Source organism: Parasphingorhabdus sp. (genome assembly GCF_041748495.1).
Classification (GTDB): domain Bacteria; phylum Pseudomonadota; class Alphaproteobacteria; order Sphingomonadales; family Sphingomonadaceae; genus Parasphingorhabdus.
On the sequence record NZ_JBGTDD010000033.1, the window covers coordinates 42176 to 65170 of the forward strand.

Genomic DNA, 22995 nt, shown 5'->3' on the forward strand with positions numbered 1-22995 from the left:
CGTGACAGTCAAAGCACTCGGCTATGTGGTTATCCAGGCCACCGATTTGAACAAATGGGATGATTTTCTCACCAATGTTGTCGGCGTTATGTCTGCCGGAGAAGACGAAACAGGTGCAAGGCTTTATCGGGTTGATGCACGCCCATTCCGGCTTCGGATCGAAAGCGGTCCGGAAGACCGGTTCTTGACGGCGGGTTATGAATTAACATCCGGCAGCTTTGACGAAACTCTAGAAATCATTCGCAATTCCGGGCAGGTTGTCACTCTTGCGAGCGACGAAGAGGCGCGCCTGCGCGGTGTTGATGCCCTTGCGACAACGAATGATCCGGCTGGCAATGGGCTGGAATTCTATCATGGCGACAGCGTATCTGACGAGCCGTTTTTATCTCCGCTCGGTATCAAGAAATTCGTTACCGGCGACATGGGTATGGGCCACGCGGTCTTCGCTGCCCCCGATTTCAGGAAATCCCACGACTTTTACAAGGCGATCGGTTTTGCGGATACCGACATTCCAGCAATAAGCCCCACGGGCCCGGACGGCCCGATCATGCATTTTGCCTTCATGCACGCCAGCAATGGTCGGCACCATAGCATCGCCATCGGCGAGATGCCGGTTCCACCATCCCGCTGTATCCATATCATGCTGGAAGTTGAATCTCTGGACGAGGTGGGCCGTGCCTATGATCGCGTTCTCGCCGCAGGATGTCCGGTGTCGGCGACCATTGGCAAGCATATGAATGACGAGATGGTCAGCTTCTATGTCCAGACACCCGGCGGCTTCGATCTGGAGTTCGGTTATGACGGCATGCAGATCAATCCCGAAGACTGGCAGCCTACAGCCCATGAAGAAGTCAGCCAATGGGGTCACGTCTGGGCGTGGCAGGAAGAAATGAAGAAGCAAGCGGCAAGCGCGAGCGAGCAGGAAACAATATGACATTAGACAAAAGAATGACACCCGCTGAGATCGTCGGCGAACTACGCGACGGAATGACGGTGGGGATAGGCGGCTGGGGGCCTCGCAGGAAGCCGATGGCGCTGATCCGCGAAATTATGCGGTCAGACCTCAAAGACCTCACGATCGCGGCCTATGGCGGGGCAGATGTAGGGATGCTTTGCGCTGCGGGTAAGGTTAAAAAACTGATTTTTGCTTTTGTCTCGCTGGACGCCATTCCGCTGGAACCATGGTTCCGCAAGGCGCGTGAAAGCGGACAGATCGAAGTTTTGGAACTGGACGAAGGCATGTTCCAGTGGGGCTTGAAAGCAGCATCTTTCGGTCTTCCGTTTCTTCCGACGCGGGTTGGCCTGGGAACCGATCTGGCTGAACTGGGCAATCTCAAGACGGTCCAGTCGCCTTATGATGATGGCGAAACGCTGATAGCGATGCCCGCGCTGAAACTCGATGCAGCCTTGCTGCATGTCAATCGCTGTGACCATCGGGGTAATGTCCAGCTCCTCGGCCCAGATTTCTACTATGACGAATGGTTCGCAAAGGCAGCGGCCAAAACCTACGTTTCCTGCGAGGAACTGGTCGACAAGATGGAAGATCATTACCCGGAGGACGCCAAGGCGAACATTTTCGAGCGATGCTTTGTCACTGGTGTGACTGCAACTCCATGCGGCGCTCATCCATCGTCGATGCCGCCGCTCTATGGTCCGGACATGAAAGCGCTCAAGGCTTATGCAGGCGCTGCGAAAGACCCCGGTGACTGGAAAGCGGTGGCCGACCAGTTCGTTGGCGCAACCGAAGCAGAATATTTAAATTCAATTGGCGGAAAGGAAGCGGTCATGAATATTCCGCTGGCGACATACTGATGACTGATATTACGCTAACCGAGCTTTGCATATTTGCCTGCTCCGAAGCTTTTCGGACCGACCGCGAAATTATCGGCACGGGCGTCGGCCCCGTCCCCCGTCTTGGCGTTAGTCTAGCACGGCTAACCCATTCACCAGGCCTGATGATGAGCGATGGCGAGGCATTTCTGGTCGAGGAACCTGTGCCGATCGGACCGCGCGGCGACTACAAACCAAAATTCTCCGGGCACCTGCCTTTTTCGCGCTTTTTCGATAGCGCCGTCTGGACGGGCCGCCGCCATGCGATGGTGACCCCCACGCAGATTGACCGCTTTGGTCAGACCAATCTGTCGCGGCTCGGCGGAACCCACCGGCAACCCAAAATACAGATGCTCGGCGTTCGCGGTTTTCCCGGCAATAGTATCTATCACCCCAACTCGATGTTCATTCCCTTCCACAGCAAACGAACCTTTGTCGAGGGCGAAGTCGATATGGTCTCCAGCGCAGGATATAATCCTGCAAAACGAGTTGCTGGCGGCAATTATGCCCATGTCGATTTGCAGAAAATGATCACCAACCTGTGCGTGATGGATTTTGGCGGACCGGACAATGCCGTCCGCGTCGTCACTGTGCATCCCGGAGTAACATTTGACGAAGTCCAGGAAGCCACGGGCTTTCAATTGATAGACGCTGTTGAAGGCGAAACGGCTCTTCCAGGAAACGAGGCACTGGCGATAATCAACAACCTCGATCCCCACAATATTCGTGCCCATGTGATCCGCGACAATCCGCCAGCGATAAGGACAGCAGCATGAGCGACGATCTTGTACCACTCGAGGACGTTACGCCGGAATATGAAACCGACGAGCCGATCCTCTATGAAGCCAAGGATGGCATTGCGTGGATCACACTGAATCGCCCCGATTTCCACAATGTCCAGAACAGCCAGATGACCTATGCGCTGGATGACGCGTTCAAAAGGGCCGTCGATGATGATGCTGTAAAATGCATCGTACTGAAATCCGATGCCAAGCATTTCAGTGCCGGACATGATATCGGCTCTCCTGGCCGCGATTTTCATTCCAGTTTCGATCGACGGTTGATGTGGTATGATCACGCCAACAAGCCAGGTGCGGAAAAAGCCTATATTCGCGAGCAGGAAGTCTATCTGGGCATGTGCAAGCGCTGGCGGGCAATTCCAAAGCCGACCATCGCACAGGTTCACAAGGGCTGTATCGCGGGCGGCGTTATGCTGGCCTGGGTTTGCGATCTGATCATCGCGTCGGACGATGCGTTTTTCCAGGATCCGGTATTGCAGATGGGCTTTCCCGGGCTGGAATATTTCGCTCATACATTTGAGCTCAACACTCGCATTGCCAAGGAATTCCTGTTCCTGGGAGAACGGATGAGCGCCGAGCGCGCTTACCAGATGGGGATGTTGAACCGTGTGGTCCCGCGCGCGCAGCTGGCTGATGAAGTATTGAAAGTCGCGCAGCGAATTGTTGAACAACCGCGCCTGGCCTTGCAGCTTGCCAAACAGGCTTGCAACCATATGGACACGCTTGCCGGCAAAGAAGCCGGGATCGACGCATCCTTTGGCTATCACCATTTCGCTCATGCCCAGAACCAGTTGGTAAAGGGTGACTATATTGCCGGATTTGACGGCAAGAAAATGGCCGAGAAGAACAAGAAGCAGGCCGGTGAAAGCTGATCCATGACTGATCCGCTTTCCACACCGCTTACAGCAATGCTGGGTTGCCGCTTGCCGGTTGTACAGACGGCTATGGGCTGGATTGCAACGCCGCCGCTGGTGGCAGCTTCCAGTAATGCGGGAGCCTTTGGGTTCCTCGCCGGAGCGGTCATGAAACCGGCAGAGCTGGCGAAGGAAATTGCCAGGCTCAAGGATATGACACCGCATAATTTCGGCGTCAATTTCCACAGCTTCCAGCCCGGTGCAAAAGAAATAGTCGAAGTCATTCTCGCCAACAAGGACCGCGTCCGGGCGGTCAGCTTCGGCCGTGGCCCCGATGCCGAGATGATCAGTAAATTCCGCGAGGCCGGAATTATCTGCATGCCAACGGTTGGTGCGCAGAAACATGCCGAGAAGATGGTTGCTCTGGGCTGTCAGGCGATCACAATTCAGGGCGGCGAAGGCGGTGGTCACACCGGTTCTGTTCCGACAACCGTGCTGCTGCCCCAGGTACTTGACGCGGTCAATGTGCCGGTAATTGCAGCGGGCGGTTTTGCTGATGGACGGGGACTGGCCGCAGCACTCGCTTACGGTGCGGCAGGCATCGCCATGGGTACGCGGTTCATGATGACCAGCGACAGCCCGGTACCGGCTGGGCCGAAGTCAGCCTATACCAGCGCCACTACCAACGACATCCTGGTTACGACCAAGATCGATGGCATTCCCCAACGCATGATCCTCAACCCGATGCTGAAGAGCATCGAGCGTTCGGGCAAATTCGCCATGTGGAAACGGGCCATTGAGGCGGGCATGGAAATGAAACGCCAGACAGGCGCCAGCTGGGGCGACATGCTGCATTCCGCGCGCGCCATGACCAGGGGCAGTGATATGACGATTCCCCAGGCAATGATGGCTGCAGCTGCGCCGATGATGATCCAGCGCGCGGTCGTTGAAGGCGACGAGAAGAACGGTCTTATGGCAACCGGCTTGGTCGGAGGGCGGCTGGACAGCCTGCCCAGCTGCGCCGAACTGCTGGATTCGATCGAAACCGAAGCGCGCGAGAGGATCGCGGCACTGACCAACGATAACATTCAAAAAGGGGCTGCGTGATGGGCATAGAATGCCAGATCAAGGACAAGATTGCGGAGATTGTTTTCGACGTTCCGCCAGTGAATGCCTTCGACAGTCACACATGGATGTCCTTGCCTGACATCATCACGAGCACAGCCCGCAATGAGGACGTCAACTGCATCCTGATCCGCGCGGAAGGCAGAGGATTTTGCGGCGGGGTCGACATCAAGGAGATGCAGGCCCATCCGGAGCGGATTACCGTCCTTAACCGCGGCAATTATCTGACCTTCAAAGCCATTCGCGATGCCGAAATTCCGGTCGTATCTGCGGTTCACAAGTTCGTGATTGGCGGGGGCATCGGGATTTGCGGTGCCAGCGATACGATTATCGCGGCTGATGATGCCTATTTTTCGCTTCCGGAAGTGGATCGCGGCGCCATGGGCGGTGCCAGCCATCTCTCGCGGATGCTGCCTTTGCACAAAGTGCGAGCCGCCTTCTTTACCGGCGGCAATATCCCGGCAGAAGAGGCCTATCGGCTTGGTGCAGTCGAGAAAGTGGTTCCGCGCGATGAACTGGAAGCGCAAGCGCGTGCTTTTTGTGCAATAATCGCTGCAAAATCCCGCAAGGCGCTTGTGATCGCCAAGGAAGCCTTAAACGGGCTCGAGCCACGTGATGTCGATCGCGGATATCGATGGGAGCAAGGCTTTACGCTGGAAATGTATATGCATGAGGATAGCCAGAAATCGCGCGACGAATTTGTCGAAACCGGCAGGGCGGCGAAATTCTGATGGATCTGAACTATACTTCTGAGCAAAAGGCTTTCCGCGCCGAAATACGCGAATGGCTGGCCAAAAATATGCCGGAGAAACCACTTCTGACGCTCGAAGGCGAAGAGGGATTTCACCAGCATGTCGAGTGGGAACGCAAGCTGGCCAGCGGCAACTGGGGCATGGTCACTTGGCCGGAACAATATGGCGGGCGTGGGTTGGACCTGATCCAGTGGTTGATCTTCGAGGAGGAATATTGGTCGGCAGGAGCGCCATTGCGCGCCAATCAAAATGGTATCTTCCTGCTCGGCCCCACAGTCATGGAATATGGCACGGACGAACAGAAAGCGCGCTTCCTCACACCGATGGCCAAAGGCGAAGTCATGTGGGCGCAGGCGTGGTCGGAACCGGGCGCAGGCAGTGACATGGCCGCGATCACGACCAAGGCGGTGCGCGATGGCGATCACTTTGTCATCAGTGGCCAGAAAACATGGTCGAGCCGCGCGAGTTTCGCGGATTGGGGCTTCGGGCTGTTCCGGACAGAAGAAGGCAGCAAACGCCACAAGGGCCTGAGCTTCATTCTGTTCGATCTCAACAGCCCCGGCATCACCCGCCGCCCGATCCGGCAATTGCACGGCGAGCCCGGATTCGCCGAGCTGTTCTTTGACGAAGTGCGTGTTCCCGCAGAAAATATGCTGGCGAGCGAAGGTGAAGGCTGGAACGTCGCGATGGCAACCGCCGGTTTCGAACGCGGATTGATGCTGCGCTCTCCGGGACGTTTTCAGGCGACGGCCAAGCGTTTGGTTGATCTCTATCGCGCCAATGAAGGCAATGCCTCACCAGCCACTCGCGAGGCGGTGACGCAGGCCTGGATGGGGGCGCAGGCCTATGCCTATAACACCTATTCGGTTGCTGCAAAAATATTGGCGGGCGGAAAAATCGGCGCAGAAGCCAGCCTCAACAAGATATTCTGGTCAGAGCTCGACCGGTCGATGAACCGGTCGGCCATGCAGCTGATGGGCGCAGCGGCGGAACTCGCGAAGTTTGCCGACGGTTCGGTCAATCAGTGGCTGGATGGATATATCTTCTCATTGTCCGGGCCGATCTACGCCGGCTCCAACGAGATCCAGCGCAATATCATCGCGGAACGCTTTCTCGGGCTGCCAAGGCAGGGAGCCGGTTGATGGAATTTCTATTGTCAGACGATCAGTTGACGCTCGCAGAAGGCGTGAAAGACTATCTCGCGGGAACCCATGGTCCCGAGGTGCTTCGCCGCCTCGACGAAGGGAGCAATCGCGATCCCGCTATCTGGCAGGGGCTGGTAGAAATGGGCCTGCCCGGTTTGCTGGTGCCGGAAGATCAAGGCGGCCTCGGTCTCAAACTGCTGGACGCCGCGTTGATTGCAGCCGAATGTGGTCGTGCTTGTCTGGCCGAGCCGCTGGTCGACACCGCTTTTGTTGCCGTCCCCTGGTTGGCGGCAAAAGGCGATACGGCGGATATGTCTGCAATTGCATCGGGCGAAAAGACGGTTCCACTCGCTCACAAGATCAATGGCTGGGTGGCCGATGGCGATGGCGCTTCGTTGCAAAGCGTGGACCCGCTGCGCAAGCTTGCCGCTGCACCCGAAAATGCAACCGACGATCCGCATCTGCTCGATCTGGGCGCGCTCATGTCTGCTGCACAGCTCGTCGGCATCGCAGACGCCATGCTTGAACAGGCCGTGGAATATGCAAAGATGCGCCATCAGTTCGGTCAGCCTATCGGAGCATTCCAGGCCGTAAAGCACCATCTGGCCACCGCGACGGTCGCGCTGGAATTTGCCAAGCCGGTTGTCTGGCGCGCGGCGCAGGCGATGGACGATAGCATCGACAGAGCGTCAGTTCATGTCAGCCACGCCAAGCTGGCAGCCGGTGACGCTGCCCTCCAGATGGCGGAAACTGCGATCCAGATTCATGGCGCCATGGGCTATACTTACGAGGTCGACCTTCATTTCTGGATGAAGCGCAGCTGGGCACTGATCGGTGCCTGGGGCCACCGGGCATTTCACATGAAACGAGTTGATGATGCCGTGATCGGTGGATCGCTGGACATCGGTCCGGCACACACATTTGCATAAGGAAAACTGATGGCTGAAGCCTATATTATTGACGCAGTACGCACGCCGATTGGCCGCAAGAAGGGATCGCTGGCAGGGGTTCATCCCGCGGATCTGGGTGCCCATCCGATCAAGGCGTTGACGCAGCGCACCGACTTTGATGCCGGCGCGGTCGACGATGTCGTCTGGGGTTGCTGCGATACGATTGGTCCGCAAGCGGGCGATATTGGCCGGTCTGTCTGGCTGGTTGCAGGCCTGCCGCAGCATGTTCCCGGAACAACCGTGGACCGCCAGTGCGGGTCATCGCAGCAAGCTTTGCATTTCGCTGCACAGGGCGTGATGTCCGGAACGCAGGATCTGGTTGTCGCCGGGGGATCACAGGCAATGAATGCGATTCCGATCAGCGCCGCCATGTATGCGGGCCAGCCTTATGGTTTCGACAATCCGTTCAACACGTCGCCCGGTTGGGTCGCACGCTACGGTGATGGTCTGCTCAACCAGATAAACAGCGCCGAGATGATCGCTGACAAATGGGAAATCAGCCGCGAGCAGATGGAGGAATTTGCCCTTGCCTCCCATCAGCGGGCGCAAGCCGCAACCGATAATGGCTGGTTCAAGAATGAAATCGCTCCCTTAAACGGTCTGGAGCATGATGAAACTATCCGTCCGGCCACGACGCTGGAAGGCCTGGCTGGATTGAAGGTCATTCAGGAAGGCGGGCGCGTGACAGCAGGCGTCTCCAGCCAGAATTGCGATGGTGCAGCATCCATATTGGTTGCTTCTGAACAGGCTGTAAAGGATCATGGCCTCAAACCGCGTGCCCGCATCCACCATATCTCCGTCCGCGCTGATGATCCGGTCTGGATGCTAACAGCTCCTATTCCGGCAACCAGATATGCGCTGGAAAAAGCAGGCATGACCGTTGACGATATCGATCTGTTCGAGTGCAATGAAGCCTTTGCCAGCGTGCCGATGGCATGGATGAAGGAGCTCGGCATTCCGCACGAGAAGGTCAACATACACGGCGGCGGCATTGCGCTTGGTCATCCGCTCGGTGCAACCGGCGCCCGGTTGATGACTACCATGATCAATGCACTTGAACGCACGGGCGGCAGATATGGTCTGCAAACCATGTGCGAAGGCGGCGGCCAAGCCAATGTAACAATTATCGAGAGGCTCTGATGGGAATTTGTGACGGACGGACGGTCATTATAACTGGTGCAGCCGGCGGGCTTGGCAAGGCTTATGCGCTCGCTTTTGCCGCAGAAGGCGCAAATGTTGTGGTCAACGATATTGGCACTTCCCTGGGCGGCGAAGGACGCGATACCAGTGCGGCGGACGCCGTGGTTGAAGAGATCAAGGCGGCGGGCGGCAGCGCTTTCGCCAATTATGACGATGTGACCGACTGGGATGCAGGCAAACGGATTGTGGATGCCGCCGTCGAAGCCTTTGGTGATCTTCATGTCGTAGTCAATAATGCCGGGATTGTCCGCGACCGGATGTTTGTGTCCGCAACTCTCGACGAATGGGATGCAACGATGCATGTGCATTTGCGCGGCCATTTTTGTATCGCACGGCATGCCGTGGATTATTGGCGCGCCCGGTCCAAGGAAGGTCATGAAATTGATGCCCGGATCATAAACACAACATCCGGCGCGGGCCTTCAAGGCTCGATAGCCCAAGCAGCCTATTCGACAGCGAAAGGCGGCATCGCATCGCTTACACTGGTTCAGGCGGCGGAGCTTGGGCGCTATGGCATCACCGCCAATGCGCTTGCACCTTCCGCACGGACCCGCATGACCGAACAGGCTTTTGCGGACAAGATGGCGACCGAAGGTGAAGCTTTTGACGTTATGGATCCCGCCAACATCGCGCCAACAGTCGTCTGGCTGGGTTCGGCTCAGTCAAAAGACGTAACCGGCTGTATCTTCGAACTCGAAGGCGGCAAAATCATGCTGGAAGATGGCTGGCGAGAAGGACCGGTGGTCGATGCCGGTGGCAAATGGAATCCAGCTGACGTCGGCGAAGCCGTCTCTGGATTGATGAAAGAGCGCAACCCTCCTAGAAAAGTGTGGGGCACCGCCTGATGGATTTCGCATTTACCGACGAACAGGCGATGATTGCCGAGACCGCCCGGCAGTTTTTCACCGAAACGGCGACAAGCAAGCGCACCCGCGAGGCAATGAAGGTCGATGGCTTCGATCGTGACACGTGGCGGTCATTCTGCCAGGAGCTGGGCCTGAGCGGTCTTCTGATATCTGAAGAATTTGGCGGCTCAGGCCTTGGTATGGTCGAATTTGCCAATGTCGCAGAGGCAGCTGGAGCGCAGGTTGCCGCCATACCCCTTCTTGGTCAGACCATGGTCGGTCAAGCCATCGCGGCGGGTGGCAGCGATGAACAGAAATCCGCTTGGCTACCCAGATTGGCAACAGGTGAGATTGTCGCGACTGCCAGCGGCAATGCTGAACTGATTGCCAAAGGCAATATTCTTTCAGGGGCCATCAAATTCGTCCCGCACGGGAACATCGCGGATATGTTTATAGTGTCCGATGGCAAAAATGCCTGGATCGTTGATGGGAGCGCCAGGGGACTTACGGTGGAAACTCCAACCACCATGGACCAAACGCGGCCGCTCGCGACTTTGACCCTTGATAATGTCGATGCAGACCCGTTGGCCGATAGCGATGCCGCCTTGGCAGCCGGCAAGTCTGGTGGCTGGATATGTCTTGCTGCGGAAGCTCTCGGTGGCGCTCAGGCCTGCCTTGATCGCACCGTCGCCTATTCAAAGGAACGCGTCCAGTTCGGACGGGCGATTGGCAGCTTTCAGGCTTACAAGCACCGCGCAGCCGATATGATGATCGAGATCGAACAGGCAAGATCTGCAGTCTATTGGGCGGCCTGTGCTGCCGATGAAGGTTCGGATGACGCGATGATGGCACTTCATGCCGCAAAAAGCTTCTGTGCCGACAGCTATTTCAAATGCGCAGGTGACATGATCCAGTTGCATGGCGGCATCGGTTTTACCTGGGAGCATGATGCGCATCTGTTTTTCAAACGGGCGCGATCGATCCAGACCTTATTGCAGAACAGCGTCTGGCATAACGAACAAATTGCGACCATGATATTGGGAGAAGCCGCATGAGACTGGGTTTCTCGAAAGCAGAAGAAGATTTTCGCGCGGAATGTGCCGACTGGCTGAATGCGCAGATGGCCGGAGAATTTTCCGACATTAAAGGCATTACGACGCTCACCGAAAAAGCAGAACGGCGCAAGGAATGGGAGCAACAGCTTGCGGCCCACAAATGGTCTTGTATCGGTTGGCCCGAAAAATGGGGTGGCCGCGGCGCCAGCCTTGCCGAGCAGGTTATTTTCGCTGAGGAATATGCCCGTGCGGGCGTGCCGGGGCGAGTGAATCATATCGGCATCGAGCTGGCCGGACCGACGATATTGACATTCGGGACCGACGAACAGAAGCAGCAATTCCTGCCTGATATCGCGGCGGGAAGTACAATTTTCTGTCAGGGCTTTTCAGAACCCAATGCAGGCTCAGATCTCGCCAGCGTTCGGACCAAAGCACAACTGGAAAACGGCAAATGGGTCGTGAATGGACAGAAAATATGGACTAGCCTGGCCCATATTTCTGACTGGATTTTCGTGATTGCGCGGAGCGAAGAAGGCACCAAAGGACCAAGGGGACTGACGTTCCTGATGATGCCGATCGACCAGCCCGGTATTGAAATTCGCGGGATTCAGCAGATCAACGGCGATGCCGAATTCAACGAAACATTCTTCACAGACGCGACTTGCCCGGAAGACAGTTTGATTGGTGCGCCTGGCGAAGGCTGGAAAATTGCCATGGGACTGCTGGCCTTTGAACGCGGTGTGTCCACCCTGGGTCAGCAAATGGGGTTCCGCAACGAACTCGACGCGATCATTGCTGCGGCAAAAGCCAATGGCAGCGCCAATGACCCCCTCATCCGGCAGCGGATCGCCAAGGCCGAAATCGGTCTGCAACTGATGCGCTATGGTGCTCTTCGGATGCTCTCCAATAGCGATCATTCGAAAGTTGATGGCGCGGCGCTTACCTATAAGATCCAGTGGGCAAGCTGGCGTCGGTCGCTTGGTGAACTTGGCATGGATGTCCTCGGGCAAGCGGCCGAGGTGACTGACAATCCGGCCTATGAATGGGGGATGCTTCCCAATCTGTTCCTGTTTTCACGTTCAGATACTATTTATGGCGGAACCAACCAGATCCAGCGCAATATGATTGCTGAACGCGCCCTTGGCATGCCGCGGGAACCAAGAGGTGACACATGAGCATTCCCGCATATCCCGAACCAAGAAATTTGCTGAAGGATAAGACGGTCGTCGTCACCGCTGCTGCGGGAACAGGAATCGGCTTTTCTGCGGCCAAGCGTGCCGCCGAGGAAGGCGCCAAGGTTCTGATCAGCGATTTTCATGAGCGCCGTCTCGGCGAAGCGGCTGACCGCATTGCAGATGAGGTCGGGGAGCGCCCCTTCACATGCGTTTGTGATGTGACCAATCAGGACCATGTGGATGGATTGCGCAATGCTGCCATCCGCGAGCTCGGTCATGTAGATGTCCTCATCAACAATGCGGGCCTTGGCGGAGAAGCACCGGTCGTCGATATGACAGACGAGCAATGGCACCGCGTTGTCGATGTGACGATGACCAGCGTATTTCGAATGACCCGCGCCTTTCTGCCGCACATGCAGGAACGGAAATCCGGGGCAATCGTCAACAACGCCTCTGTTCTAGGCTGGCGCGCACAGAAGGGACAGGCGCATTATGCTGCTGCAAAAGCCGGCGTAATGGCATTCACCCGTTGCTCCGCCGTAGAAGCGGCCGAATTTGGCGTCCGGATCAATGCCGTCGCACCAAGCATCGCCATGCACGCTTTTCTCGCCAAGGTGACGACCGATGAATTATTGGCAGAACTCTCAGCCAAAGAGGCTTTTGGCCGCCCGGCAGAAGTGTGGGAAGTGGCAAACGTCATGATGTTCCTCGCATCCGATCTCTCCAGCTACATGACCGGCGAGATTTTATCGGTGTCCAGCCAGCGGGCTTAAGGAGCAGCCAATGGTCAAGATTTACGAAAGCCCCCGAGATCTGATCGGCCAGGAAGGGACCATGTTCGGTCCCAGCAACTGGCTGAGGATTGATCAGGAACGGGTCAACGGCTTTGCCGATGTAACCGGCGATCACCAGTGGATTCATGTGGATGTGGAAAAGGCCAGGGACGGACCGTTCGGCACTACCATCGCGCACGGCTATCTGACGATGAGCCTGGTCAATGTCTTTTTGCCTGAACTTGTCGAGGTGCGCGGGTTCAGTCACGCTGTCAATGTCGGTGCGGACCGACTTCGCTTTTTGGCACCTGTGACCGTCGGCAGCCGCATTCGCGCAATTGGCGAGATTGTCGCGGTCGAGGAAATCAAGGGCGGTATCCAGCAGGTTGTCCGCGTCACGATCGAGATTGAAGGCAGTGAAAAACCTGCCTGCATCATTGATACGATCAGCCGCTATTACCCGGAGGATATATGAAGACCGTTACCGCCGCCGACAAAATAAAGGTCGTGGACACTTATATTGCCTCCTACAACAAAGGCGACCTCGAGGGTATAGTCTCCATTTTTGCTGATGACGCTACGGCCGAAGATCCGGTGGGAACGCCCTTGTTGCGTGGCAAAGAAGCAATCAGAACTTTCATGCAGGCCGGCGTTTCCATGGGCGCGCAATTGCGCCTGGAGGGCTCTATACGCTGCGCCGGCGATTATGCCGCATTTCCGTTCGTCGTCGAACTGGAACTCGACGGCAAACTTACTGGTATCGAGGTGATCGATATATTCAAATTTGATGAACACGGGAAAGTAATCGAGATGCGTGCATTTTTTGGCCCAGACAACATGAAAGCTGCTTAAGTTGATCGACGGCCCAAAAGATTTGCCGCCGACCATTCCCCATCTTGCCAAGCGAGGTGCAGAAGTCTTTGGTGCGATGCCTGCCATTCTCGAGCATGGAGAAACATGGAGCTATCAGCAGCTCTGGGCCCATATAAGCCGCGCTGCTTCCGCTATGCTGAAAGCCGGGATCTCTCATGGAGACCGCTTAGCAATCTGGGCGCCGAACCGGCGAGAATGGATTGTTGCCGCCATTGCAGGCCAGCTGACCGGGGCAGCGATCGTGCCGCTCAATACGCGGCTTAAAGGGCAAGAGGCGTCCGATATAATCCGCCGCACATCGGCCAAAGCGCTGTTTACCGTAAAGGATTTTCTGGGTACCAACTATCCCGAAATGATCGCCGGGGAGGATTTGCCCTCGCTTTCGATGACAATATGCTTCGACAGTGGCTGGGCAGATTTTATTGCGACCGGCAGCTATGATGACGAAGCCGTCGATCAAGCACTGAACGCCTTAAATGCGAGCGATGTCAGTGACATCATGTTCACGTCTGGAACCACCGGTATTCCCAAGGGCGTATTGACGACCCACGACCGCATCATCCCGATGTTCGCAAACTGGACGCAGCTGGTCGATTTGCGCGAAGGCGATCCTTATCTTATCATCAATCCCTTCTTTCACAGCTTCGGTTTCAAGGCCGGATTTGTCGCCGCGCTTCTGGTCGGTGCCCTTGTTGTGCCGATGGCTGTTTTCGATGTCAAAAAGGTAATTACCCATATCGAGCAGGATCGCATCGCCTTCATTCCCGGGCCGCCTACCATATTTCAGGCGCTTCTGGCTGAATTGGCAGGACGCAGCTTTGATTACAGTTCTCTGCATTCCGCGATGACGGGAGCAGCTACTGTCCCACCGTCCCTGATCCGCCGGATGCATGACGAATTGGGGTTTGAACGTGTGCTGACCGCTTATGGCATGACCGAATGTACGAATATCACTTCCTGTGTTCCTGGCGACTCCCCCGAATTAATCGCCAACAGCTGCGGCAAGGCCATACCCGGCATGGAGGTCCGCATTGCAGATGAAGAAGGCAAGGAGGCTCCGCGCGGGGAAACCGGTGAAATCCATGTCCGCGGTTACGGCGTCATGCTGGGTTATCTGGATGATCCGGAAGCTACTGCAGAAGCGATTGATCCCGATGGCTGGCTGCACACCGGTGATGTCGGCACGATGGATGAAAACGGTTATGTTCGCATCACAGACCGTAAAAAAGACATGTATATCTCAGGCGGTTTCAACTGTTATCCCGCCGAAGTCGAAAAGCTGTTGGCCAATCATCCCGCGATCGAAATGGTCGCCGTTATCGGCGTTCCAGACAACCGGATGGGAGAGGTCGGCAAAGCCTTTGTGGTGCTCCGGCCCGGCGTGACGCTGACCGATAGCGACCTGATCAGCTGGGCACGCGACAACATGGCAAATTACAAAGTGCCGCGTGTCGTCAGCTTTGTCGAACGCCTCCCCCAAAATGCAGCAGGAAAGGTTGTGAAGACGGAACTGCGCATCTGAGCCACTTAATCAGGCGACCGTAGCACCGCCGTCAATAACCAGAGGATGGCCTGTCACAAAACTGGCTTGATCGCTGCAAAGCCACAAAACGGCGCTGGCGATCTCTTCCGGCTGCCCCATCCGGCCAAGCGGTGTCATATTCTCCATCGCGGCCCGATATTGAGGATTGCTGGCGACCGCTTCGGTCATTGCTGTTTCAATCACGCCCGGACAGACACAATTCACACGAATATTCTGTTTCGCCCATTTTAGCGCGCCGTGGCGGGTCAATCCAACGACACCATGTTTGGTCGCCACATAGGCGGGCTGCGAAGGATTGCCTGTAAGCCCGTTGATGGAGGAGGTGTTCACAATCGCGCCGCCGCCGCTTTGCAGCATGGCACCGGCTTCGGCACGCATGCAATGCATCACCCCGGTCAGGTTTATGCTGAGAGCACGATCCCAGACATCTTCTTTCCATTCGTCCGCCTGGATATTCGTAATCCCTGCGTTGTTGTGACCGTAATCCAGCTGACCATAGACTTTGATGGCCTGTGCGACCAGGGCATTCACTGCGCCGGCGTCCGAGACGTCGCACTTTACAAAAATGGCGTTGCCGCCAGCTTGCTTGATCAGATCAACGGTTTCGTCACCGCCCTGCACATTGACATCGCTAACAACTACGGAGGCCCCTGACTGACCGAAAGCAAAAGCCGTCGCCCGTCCAATTCCGCTTCCCGCACCGGTAATGAGAGCAACTTTCCCGTCAAAATCGTAGTTCATACCAATCCTTTCTTGAATTGCGTATTTTTTTACATAGAGTATAACGCAAACATTGGTCAATATACGACTTTAAGGATATTTTTCGTATGAATGACATATTATTTCAACCTGTAAAGCTCGGCGCTCTTGAGCTATCCAATGCCATTGTGATGGCCCCCATGACACGCGACCGCGCAGGACCCGGAGATGTCCCGACTGACGCGATGGTCGAATATTACCGCCAACGCGCTTCTGCTGGCCTTATAATTACCGAAGGTACACAGCCAAGCCCTGCTGGCAAAGGATATTGGCGCACCCCCGGCATTTGGTCAGACGACCAGATTGCAGGATGGCGCAAAGTTTCGGATGCTGTTCACGCCGAAGGCGGGAAGATTGTCATGCAGCTTATGCACTGCGGCAGAGTCTGCGTGACAGCCAACAAGCAAGACGCATCAGAGGTTATTGCCCCCTCCGCCATTGCCTGTGCCGACAAAGTTCCCGGGCCGGATGGCGTTCCCGTTGCGACAGCAATGCCTCGCGCACTGACAACTGATGAAGTCTCTGATGTCGTGGAGGAATATGCTCAGGCAGCGCGCAATGCATTGGAAGCCGGAATGGATGGCGTAGAGCTTCATTGTGCCAGTGGCTATCTGCCTAACCAATTTCTTAACCCCAATAGCAATCAACGCACCGATAAATACGGTGGCCCAGTGGAAAACCGCATCCGCTTCCCGTTGGAAATATTGGAAGCAATGAGCGGCGCAATCGGCAGTGACCGGGTCGGCTTTCGTATATCGCCGTTCAACCCGTATAACGACATGCAGGATGATGATCCCAAGGCAACATTCGGTCCGCTTCTGCGTTCCGCTGCCAAACTTGACCTCGCTTATGTGCATTTGGTCGATATCGCCGGTATGCTCGATTTCGTGGATGAGAATTATGCTGGCACGGTGATCACCAATGGCAATTTGAAGCCCGATAAAGCTGCCGAAATATTATCCCGCGGCCAAGCGCAGGCAGTTTCTTTTGGCCGTTATTTTATCAGCAATCCGGATTTGGTCGAGCGCTTCCGAGAAGAAGCAGAGCTCGCGCGCGTAGATCGGGAACACATCTATACTGGCGAATCCAAGGGTTACACCGACTATCCGCTGAGAGACGCGGCTAAAGACCAGGAATATTCAAGGAGCAGAAAATGAAAGAAGCAGCAATCGTCGCAACGGCCCGAACACCGGTAGGCAAGGCCTACCGCGGGGCGTTCAATATGACCGAGGCTCCGGCCATGTCGGGTCATGTTGCCAATGCCGTTATCGAACGCAGCGGTATCGACCCGAAGCGCATAGAAGACCTGTTCCTCGGTTGTGGCAATCAATGGCTGACACAAGGCTATAATCTTGGTCGTCTTACCGTCCACGCTGCGGGATTGAGTCCGGACATTCCCGGTTTTGTATTGGACCGCAAATGTTCGTCGGGGCTCAACGCCATCGCACTGGCGGCGCGTTCGATCATGGCGGGAGACCATGATGTTCTGCTCGCTGGCGGCGTGGAAAATATCTCGCTCACCATTCACAAGAACACCCCCCGCTATCAGAACGAGAGCGTCAAAGCCAAACAACCGGATGCCTATATCCAGATGATCGAAACGGCCGAGATAGTGGCTGAACGCTATGGTGTAAGTCGCGTCGATCAGGATGCTTTTGCGGCGGAGAGTCAGCGACGTGCGGCAGAAGCCATTGAGCAGGGCCGATTCAAGGATGAAATTGCTCCCATGGCTGTGGAAAAGCAGCTCTACGAAAAGAATGGCAGCAAAGCAGGCACTGAGAAGCTGACAGTTGCTACGGACGAAGGCGTCCGCGCGGGCACGACCGCAGAAAAGCTGGCGGGACTGAACCCGGTCTGGAAAGATGGTGAATTTGTCAAACCGGGCCAATTCATAACAGCCGGCAATGCCAGCCAATTGTCCGATGGCGCATCGATGCAACTCGTTATGGACGCAGCTACCGCTCGTAACGAAGGGCAGAATATCCTGGGGCTGTATCGAGGTTTTCAGGTCGCAGGATGTGCGCCTGATGAAATGGGTATTGGGCCGGTATTCGCTATTCCCAAGTTGCTGGAAAAGGCTGGCCTTAAAATATCGGATATTGACCTTTTCGAAATCAACGAAGCTTTTGCTAGCCAGGCCATTTACTGCCAGCGCAAGCTGGACATCGACCCGGCCAAGCTGAACGTCAATGGCGGTGCCATCGCAATTGGCCATCCGTTTGGCATGACGGGCAGTCGTCTTACCGGCCATGCTCTAATCGAAGGCAAGAGGCGCGGCGCAAAATATGTTGTCGTGTCTATGTGCGTAGCGGGTGGGATCGGCGCAGCTGGATTGTTTGAAATTGTTTAACCGATACAATACTGGAAAAACAAAAAGGCCCGGTTGCAGACAACCGGGCCTTTTTGTTTTTGGGAACACTTCTTGGTTAGAAGCTGAATCCCGCAGTCACGCCGTAGGTCGCGGGACGTCCGTAGTAGAATCCGCCGTAACCCAGGGCACCAAAATCAATGGCACGCGTTTCATATTCCTTGTTGAATATATTCTTTCCCCAGACTTGGACGAAACCCTTGCTCTGTCCGAAGAGGGGAATGTCTCCGAGACGCATTTGGGCATCAACCAAGGTCCTTGCGCGACCCTCAAGATCCCTTGCAAAGGGTGACGTCTGCGGCGTGGTAAAAAAGAAACGACTGCCCTCATAAGTAGCCGCGACGCGGGTCAGCAAGAACATATCATTTGCGAAATAATGTCGGTATTGAGCCGCGCCGCTAGCAGTAGTCGACGGCAGATTGGTCTTCGAGAGCACCTGATCTGCAATGTCAATTACAGTGCCGTTCGCCTGGGTAAGTGGAAATTGTTTGATCTTCCGGTCTACATAGCCAAATGAACCACTGAACTGCAAACCATCAATCGGTTCCACCGCCAGCTCGGCTTCGATACCTTTATACTGAGTCTTGCCGGCGTTTACCGTAAGCACACCGAAACCACCTCCGCCAGGGTTGGATACCGGCTGGCTAATCTGCTGATCCGAATATTCCGCATAAAATCCCGCCAGATTGAAACGGACCCGGTTGTCCCAGAACTGGGTTTTCAACCCAGCTTCATAAGACCATAGGATCTCGGGATTAAACGGAGCCTGTTGGGTCCGAACATTGAACCCGCCCGAACGATAGCCACGCGCTGCCTTGGCATAGACGTTTACGCCGTCCGAGACCCGGTAGTCCAATGTCAAATGACCGGTCGGTTCGCTGAAATTGGCAGTTGCAACGTTGGTGAACGGCGCGCTCTGATTGATCTTCTTTTCGTCCCAGGTATACCGCAAACCCAAAGTGATACCGATGTCTTCATTCTCTCCGAAGCGATATTCGCCCTGCCCGTAAAGAGCGATAGATTCGCCTGAGGTTTGATAGGTTACGTTCGAAATATTTTCAATCACGCGATATCTCGTGCCAGGCGCCAAGCCATTAGCGAGCAATGGTCCCGCAGCTCCGAAATTTGGATTGAACCGCAATATTTGATCCACATCCAATGGGAACCCAGCAACTTGAATATTATCCTCGTTGCTTTTTTCATAGAAATAAAAGGCGCCTAAAACCCAGTTGAAAGGGCCATTTCCATTCGACAAGACTTCCACTTCCTGACTGAACTGATCCTGCTTGCGGGTGTTGCCCGTCGCAAAAAGTGATGTGGTTGTGCTGGGAACCGGCAAACCGGATACAAAAGCCGCCGCACCTGCACTGCCTGTGAAGGGAATAAGCAAGGCAGATGGGGTAATCCCGTTGAATAATGTTGCGTTACTGAAGGCTGGAGCTGTTATTGCACCAAAACCATCAAGATCGGTAAATGGCTGCTTGCTGCGCCAGCTGCGATAGCCGGTCGTGCTGCGAACTGTTACGCCGCCGAAATCATTTTCCATCTTGAATACATGGCCATAAATTTCATTTTCATTTGGCAGATCATCGTCAAGACAGAGCGCATCTTGCCGCGTCGCAACAATGTTGAGGTTACAGCCGGGGGTTGTCCTGGCATTGGCCAGAAAGCCGGTAACTGTAGGGTTCGCAATTGTGGTTTGGAAAGCCGCAGCGTTCGTTACAAAGTCGGAATAATCGAAAGAATAGTAGATAGAACCGGTTTCGCCAATATCTGCCTCAAAAGCTACGCGAAAGGAGTCAACATTATTGGCGCCAGGATCTCGGTTATCGCCGGGCGTCAAAAGATTATCTACATAACCGTCATTTTGAGAATGCGCATAGGTCAAGGATAGGCGGAGATTGTCATCCACCATGTTGCCACTGTTCAGGCGCACAAGCGCTTCACGAGAGTCCTGATTGCCATAGCCCAGTTCTACGTCCAACCCCATCTCGTCGGTGGGACGGCGCATACGAAAGCTGACTGCACCACCGGTTGAATTGCGACCAAATAATGTTCCTTGGGGACCGCGCAAAACTTCAACAGCTTCGACATCCTTGGAGAAAACAACCGACGCAGCGCTCCGTCCGAGATAGATCCCGTCAACATATAGCGCTATGGACTGATCGAGCGTCAGGGATTCATCACCGCCAGCACTGATGCCACGGATACCTACGACGGTCGACATTGGATTGACTGTCCCAGGGTTGACTGTAAGATTAGGAGCCAGACCGCTGAGGTCACGAACATCCGAAAAACCCGTCAAGCGAAGCTGCTCTTCGCCTATTGCCGTGATTGCAACTGGTACGTCCTGAAGATTCTCGCTGCGCTTGTTGGCAGTGACGATAATAACATTATCATCAGATGCACTTGCTTCCTCCGACTGCGCTATTGCAGGCGCTGACAAGGAAGCCAAGCACGTCCCTGCAAATAGAACGGAAAATTTAATACGGGTGATTGTAGACATTTTGCTCTCCCCAGCATTTTTGATCAAGCGGGTTTTATAGCCCCTTAACGGAAGCAATCTGCTTTATCGTAATGAATGTCAATATAATTTACGCATAGTTACATTTGAATAGCTATTAAATCATCTTCTGCGGATTCTAAGAGGCTTTTATGCAACAGTAGGATGGTGGAATACTGTCGCGATCCGCCTTATGCCTAGATAAACTTGTCGGTATTTGCAGCGCCGAGCGTCGTCGCGCCGAGATTGCGTGCGAATGCGGTTGGACTATTGGCTACATGCGCCCGGGCAATATGAATATCGTGCCAAAGCTGTTGAATGGGCGATCCAATAAATACGCTGCGTCCTCCGGCAACATCGAACAGGAGATCGATCGCCTTAATCATTTTCTCGATCACGATACTGGCCTGATAGCGGTACAGCACCCGGTCCTCAATTGCGACTGTGCCGCCGCTGACGACAGTGTCCATCATGGAATCAAAATTGGCGAACATCACCGCCTCGGCTTCACTTATAAGGTTCCGGACCTCCGCGAGACGCCTCGTTATGTCAGGATCACCCTGCAGCTTGGTTGGATCCGTGCTGCTTTTGGCAGCCTTCTCCACAAAAATCTTGATTGCCTTTTTCATTGCGCCGATCGCAGCCGATGAAACAACGCGAATGAATATCTGGGCCCAAGGAATATTGAATAGCGGGCTTTCCTGGCTGTGCGTACCGTTAAAACCATCAATCTGCTTGTGCGTCCGATAATCGGGAACAAATACTGGCTTATCAATTACGACGTCATTGGAACCCGTACCCTGCAAACCCATGCTGAACCACGTGTCTTCAATTTCATAGTCGCTGCGCGGCACCAAAAATGTGCGATAACCTTCTCCTGGCACGATCGCACCGAGAAGCGCCCATGTGCAATGATCCGAACCCGAACTCCAGCCCCAGCGTCCCGAAAGCATGACTCCCCCATCAACTTGCTCCGTTTTTCCTCCAACCGGGTTGTAAGAACTCGAAACACATGTGTCCGGGTTTTCACCAAACACGTCGATTTGCGCCTGCTCATCCATAAGGGCAATCTGGAAGGGATGAACGGCGATGATGCCGCCTGCCCACGCGGTGCTCATATCAGCTTCCGCAATGCGAATATGGGCAGCAAAAAACTCCTGCGGCGAAAGCTCTAGCCCACCAAGCTTGACTGGCAGGAATGCGCGCATCAAGCCTGTTTTTTTCAAGGCTTCTATGCTCTCATCGGCGACACGGCGATCCTCCCGAGTCTTCTCACTATTCGCAGCAATGATCTTCAGCGCATCTCCGAGATCGGCCAAGCCTTTGCGCCCATTCAAATTTATCGCATCATCTACTGCTATAGCTGCACTCGACATCACATCATCTCCTTGCTGATATTGCGTTATTAGTGGCACAACCCCCCGCTCCTGTAAACATTTTTCGTATTTTAGATGTCATTTTTTTACGCATTCTATTATTCCAAATGCTCTCAAGCGTTGCTTTTCGGATATTACCGTGCAATATCGTTGTGCGAAAAACTCAACCTGACTGATCGGATCCTGTTATGACAAGCAAAAATAAGAAAGTTGTGGTCATAACAGGCGCGGCAGGAGGCATCGGCGCAGCACTGGCGGACGAAGCGATGCGCCGCGGCTATCGACTTGCTTTGGCCGACCTGGATATCGTTGCTTTAGAAATTCTAGGCGAGAAGTTTAAGTCTGATTGCGTTTGTCATCAGCTAGATGTTTCTGATCCACACGCAATGAACCAATTTGCTGAAGACATTTTCAAGCAATTCGGCCGCGTGGACATGCTTTTCAATAATGCCGGCATTTTCAACACAGGCAAGATCCTGGATCAATCACATCCGGGCTGGCAGAAAATTATGCAGGTCAACCTGTTCGGAGTTTTGAATGGCGTTCACGCATTTGGGCCGCGAATGCTAGAATCTGGCCTCCCATCACATATCGTCAACACCGCTTCCGTGTCCGGTCTCTTTGTTTCACCGATGGTCGGCGCCTATTCCGTTTCGAAAACTGCGGTTGTTGCACTCTCCGAAGTGCTACACTTTGAAATGCAGGTCGAAAAAAATCCGGTAAATATATCGGTGATTTGCCCGGGGGCGGTAAAGACACGCATATTGGAGGCCGATCGTCACGGTGAGGGCATGGATCGATCAGAGAAAGCCGACAAGTACCTCGGCAAAATGCAAATTGCCCTGAGCGAAAACGGCATGGAGCCTGAGAAATTGGCAAGGCTTGTGTTCGATCAGGTATTGGCCGGAAAGTTTTGGATTACTCCTCATCCGGACTTGCTTGAGCCTGTGGTCAGGCGCGCGGAGAATATTGTATCAGGGATCAACCCTGTTTTCAGAATGAGACGAACCATAAAATAAGGGCATTCAACATAAGGTGATTATCATCCTATGGCCAATGTCCGGTCTGC

At 54.7% G+C, this 22995-nt stretch carries 22 protein-coding genes; 19 read left to right on the top strand and 3 right to left on the bottom strand.

Going from position 1 to position 22995, the window contains the following annotated elements; genetic code table 11:
* Position 1: 1 nt before the first annotated feature.
* The 16 genes from ACEW8J_RS02645 to ACEW8J_RS02720 are packed head-to-tail and all read left to right on the top strand — an operon-like array spanning position 2 to position 14899.
* Positions 2–934, top strand: a complete 933-nt coding sequence (locus ACEW8J_RS02645) for a VOC family protein (protein ID WP_373490081.1) — start codon at positions 2–4, stop codon at positions 932–934.
* Positions 931–1812 (top strand): CoA transferase subunit A, encoded by an 882-nt coding sequence (locus ACEW8J_RS02650; RefSeq protein WP_373490082.1) that lies wholly within the window; start codon positions 931–933, stop codon positions 1810–1812. Before ACEW8J_RS02645 ends, ACEW8J_RS02650 begins: the two co-directional genes overlap by 4 nt.
* On the top strand, positions 1812–2606 hold the full coding sequence (locus ACEW8J_RS02655; RefSeq protein WP_373490083.1) for a ketoacid CoA transferase: 795 nt from the start codon (positions 1812–1814) through the stop codon (positions 2604–2606). Before ACEW8J_RS02650 ends, ACEW8J_RS02655 begins: the two co-directional genes overlap by 1 nt.
* Positions 2603–3502, top strand: a complete 900-nt coding sequence (locus ACEW8J_RS02660) for an enoyl-CoA hydratase (protein ID WP_373490084.1) — start codon at positions 2603–2605, stop codon at positions 3500–3502. The genes ACEW8J_RS02655 and ACEW8J_RS02660 overlap by 4 nt, the downstream gene beginning before the upstream one ends.
* A 3-nt stretch (positions 3503–3505) precedes the next feature.
* Positions 3506–4591, top strand: coding sequence for an NAD(P)H-dependent flavin oxidoreductase (locus ACEW8J_RS02665; RefSeq protein WP_373490085.1), 1086 nt, complete (start codon positions 3506–3508; stop codon positions 4589–4591).
* Complete coding sequence (locus ACEW8J_RS02670) at positions 4591–5340, top strand: enoyl-CoA hydratase family protein (protein ID WP_373490086.1); 750 nt, start codon at positions 4591–4593, stop codon at positions 5338–5340. Before ACEW8J_RS02665 ends, ACEW8J_RS02670 begins: the two co-directional genes overlap by 1 nt.
* Complete coding sequence (locus tag ACEW8J_RS02675; RefSeq protein WP_373490087.1) at positions 5340–6503, top strand: acyl-CoA dehydrogenase family protein; 1164 nt, start codon at positions 5340–5342, stop codon at positions 6501–6503. Before ACEW8J_RS02670 ends, ACEW8J_RS02675 begins: the two co-directional genes overlap by 1 nt.
* Positions 6503–7435, top strand: coding sequence for an acyl-CoA dehydrogenase family protein (locus ACEW8J_RS02680; RefSeq protein WP_373490088.1), 933 nt, complete (start codon positions 6503–6505; stop codon positions 7433–7435). The genes ACEW8J_RS02675 and ACEW8J_RS02680 overlap by 1 nt, the downstream gene beginning before the upstream one ends.
* Positions 7436–7444: 9 nt before the next feature.
* Complete coding sequence (locus ACEW8J_RS02685; protein ID WP_373490089.1) at positions 7445–8596, top strand: acetyl-CoA C-acetyltransferase; 1152 nt, start codon at positions 7445–7447, stop codon at positions 8594–8596.
* The gene (locus ACEW8J_RS02690) at positions 8596–9501 is read left to right on the top strand and encodes an SDR family oxidoreductase (protein ID WP_373490090.1); all 906 of its coding nucleotides are present in this window, start codon (positions 8596–8598) and stop codon (positions 9499–9501) included. The genes ACEW8J_RS02685 and ACEW8J_RS02690 overlap by 1 nt, the downstream gene beginning before the upstream one ends.
* On the top strand, positions 9501–10556 hold the full coding sequence (locus ACEW8J_RS02695) for an acyl-CoA dehydrogenase family protein (protein ID WP_373490091.1): 1056 nt from the start codon (positions 9501–9503) through the stop codon (positions 10554–10556). The genes ACEW8J_RS02690 and ACEW8J_RS02695 overlap by 1 nt, the downstream gene beginning before the upstream one ends.
* Positions 10553–11731 carry an acyl-CoA dehydrogenase family protein gene (locus tag ACEW8J_RS02700; protein WP_373490092.1) on the top strand — a complete coding sequence of 393 codons (1179 nt, stop codon included), beginning with the start codon at positions 10553–10555 and terminating at the stop codon, positions 11729–11731. The genes ACEW8J_RS02695 and ACEW8J_RS02700 overlap by 4 nt, the downstream gene beginning before the upstream one ends.
* Complete coding sequence (locus ACEW8J_RS02705) at positions 11728–12504, top strand: SDR family oxidoreductase (RefSeq protein WP_373490093.1); 777 nt, start codon at positions 11728–11730, stop codon at positions 12502–12504. The genes ACEW8J_RS02700 and ACEW8J_RS02705 overlap by 4 nt, the downstream gene beginning before the upstream one ends.
* A gap of 10 nt (positions 12505–12514) precedes the next feature.
* Complete coding sequence (locus ACEW8J_RS02710) at positions 12515–12979, top strand: MaoC family dehydratase (protein ID WP_373490094.1); 465 nt, start codon at positions 12515–12517, stop codon at positions 12977–12979.
* A complete protein-coding gene (locus ACEW8J_RS02715) occupies positions 12976–13356 on the top strand; it encodes a nuclear transport factor 2 family protein (RefSeq protein WP_373490095.1) in 381 nt (126 codons plus the stop codon). The genes ACEW8J_RS02710 and ACEW8J_RS02715 overlap by 4 nt, the downstream gene beginning before the upstream one ends.
* Position 13357: 1 nt before the next feature.
* A complete protein-coding gene (locus ACEW8J_RS02720; RefSeq protein ID WP_373490096.1) occupies positions 13358–14899 on the top strand; it encodes a FadD3 family acyl-CoA ligase in 1542 nt (513 codons plus the stop codon).
* 9 nt (positions 14900–14908) lie between these two features.
* Here the strand turns inward: ACEW8J_RS02720 and ACEW8J_RS02725 are convergent, their stop codons facing one another.
* Positions 14909–15721: an SDR family NAD(P)-dependent oxidoreductase gene (locus ACEW8J_RS02725; protein WP_373490097.1), complete on the bottom strand. Its 813-nt coding sequence runs from the start codon at positions 15719–15721 to the stop codon at positions 14909–14911.
* A gap of 26 nt (positions 15722–15747) precedes the next feature.
* Here ACEW8J_RS02725 and ACEW8J_RS02730 point away from each other — a divergent pair, with 26 nt between their 5' ends.
* A complete protein-coding gene (locus ACEW8J_RS02730; protein ID WP_373490098.1) occupies positions 15748–16836 on the top strand; it encodes an alkene reductase in 1089 nt (362 codons plus the stop codon).
* Positions 16833–18029 (top strand): acetyl-CoA C-acyltransferase, encoded by a 1197-nt coding sequence (locus ACEW8J_RS02735; RefSeq protein ID WP_373490099.1) that lies wholly within the window; start codon positions 16833–16835, stop codon positions 18027–18029. The genes ACEW8J_RS02730 and ACEW8J_RS02735 overlap by 4 nt, the downstream gene beginning before the upstream one ends.
* A gap of 76 nt (positions 18030–18105) precedes the next feature.
* Here ACEW8J_RS02735 and ACEW8J_RS02740 read toward each other — a convergent pair whose 3' ends face one another.
* Together ACEW8J_RS02740 and ACEW8J_RS02745 are read right to left on the bottom strand one after the other, a co-directional pair.
* Positions 18106–20553, bottom strand: coding sequence for a TonB-dependent receptor (locus tag ACEW8J_RS02740; RefSeq protein ID WP_373490100.1), 2448 nt, complete (start codon positions 20551–20553; stop codon positions 18106–18108).
* Between the two features lie 194 nt (positions 20554–20747).
* A complete protein-coding gene (locus ACEW8J_RS02745; protein WP_373490101.1) occupies positions 20748–21926 on the bottom strand; it encodes a flavin-dependent monooxygenase in 1179 nt (392 codons plus the stop codon).
* 188 nt (positions 21927–22114) lie between these two features.
* Here ACEW8J_RS02745 and ACEW8J_RS02750 point away from each other — a divergent pair, with 188 nt between their 5' ends.
* Positions 22115–22945 carry an SDR family NAD(P)-dependent oxidoreductase gene (locus tag ACEW8J_RS02750; RefSeq protein ID WP_373490102.1) on the top strand — a complete coding sequence of 277 codons (831 nt, stop codon included), beginning with the start codon at positions 22115–22117 and terminating at the stop codon, positions 22943–22945.
* Positions 22946–22995 lie beyond the last annotated feature (50 nt).

Excerpts from the sequence above, each read along its gene's own strand:
- ACEW8J_RS02650 (WP_373490082.1), top strand. The coding sequence starts at position 931 with ATGACATTAGACAAAAGAATGACACCCGCTGAGATCGTCGGCGAACTA.
- ACEW8J_RS02655 (WP_373490083.1), top strand. The coding sequence starts at position 1,812 with ATGACTGATATTACGCTAACCGAGCTTTGCATATTTGCCTGCTCCGAA.
- ACEW8J_RS02660 (WP_373490084.1), top strand. The coding sequence starts at position 2,603 with ATGAGCGACGATCTTGTACCACTCGAGGACGTTACGCCGGAATATGAA.
- ACEW8J_RS02665 (WP_373490085.1), top strand. The coding sequence starts at position 3,506 with ATGACTGATCCGCTTTCCACACCGCTTACAGCAATGCTGGGTTGCCGC.
- ACEW8J_RS02670 (WP_373490086.1), top strand. The coding sequence starts at position 4,591 with ATGGGCATAGAATGCCAGATCAAGGACAAGATTGCGGAGATTGTTTTC.
- ACEW8J_RS02675 (WP_373490087.1), top strand. The coding sequence starts at position 5,340 with ATGGATCTGAACTATACTTCTGAGCAAAAGGCTTTCCGCGCCGAAATA.
- ACEW8J_RS02680 (WP_373490088.1), top strand. The coding sequence starts at position 6,503 with ATGGAATTTCTATTGTCAGACGATCAGTTGACGCTCGCAGAAGGCGTG.
- ACEW8J_RS02685 (WP_373490089.1), top strand. The coding sequence starts at position 7,445 with ATGGCTGAAGCCTATATTATTGACGCAGTACGCACGCCGATTGGCCGC.
- ACEW8J_RS02690 (WP_373490090.1), top strand. The coding sequence starts at position 8,596 with ATGGGAATTTGTGACGGACGGACGGTCATTATAACTGGTGCAGCCGGC.
- ACEW8J_RS02695 (WP_373490091.1), top strand. The coding sequence starts at position 9,501 with ATGGATTTCGCATTTACCGACGAACAGGCGATGATTGCCGAGACCGCC.
- ACEW8J_RS02700 (WP_373490092.1), top strand. The coding sequence starts at position 10,553 with ATGAGACTGGGTTTCTCGAAAGCAGAAGAAGATTTTCGCGCGGAATGT.
- ACEW8J_RS02705 (WP_373490093.1), top strand. The coding sequence starts at position 11,728 with ATGAGCATTCCCGCATATCCCGAACCAAGAAATTTGCTGAAGGATAAG.
- ACEW8J_RS02710 (WP_373490094.1), top strand. The coding sequence starts at position 12,515 with ATGGTCAAGATTTACGAAAGCCCCCGAGATCTGATCGGCCAGGAAGGG.
- ACEW8J_RS02715 (WP_373490095.1), top strand. The coding sequence starts at position 12,976 with ATGAAGACCGTTACCGCCGCCGACAAAATAAAGGTCGTGGACACTTAT.
- ACEW8J_RS02730 (WP_373490098.1), top strand. The coding sequence starts at position 15,748 with ATGAATGACATATTATTTCAACCTGTAAAGCTCGGCGCTCTTGAGCTA.
- ACEW8J_RS02735 (WP_373490099.1), top strand. The coding sequence starts at position 16,833 with ATGAAAGAAGCAGCAATCGTCGCAACGGCCCGAACACCGGTAGGCAAG.
- ACEW8J_RS02740 (WP_373490100.1), bottom strand. The coding sequence starts at position 20,553 with ATGTCTACAATCACCCGTATTAAATTTTCCGTTCTATTTGCAGGGACG.
- ACEW8J_RS02745 (WP_373490101.1), bottom strand. The coding sequence starts at position 21,926 with ATGTCGAGTGCAGCTATAGCAGTAGATGATGCGATAAATTTGAATGGG.
- ACEW8J_RS02750 (WP_373490102.1), top strand. The coding sequence starts at position 22,115 with ATGACAAGCAAAAATAAGAAAGTTGTGGTCATAACAGGCGCGGCAGGA.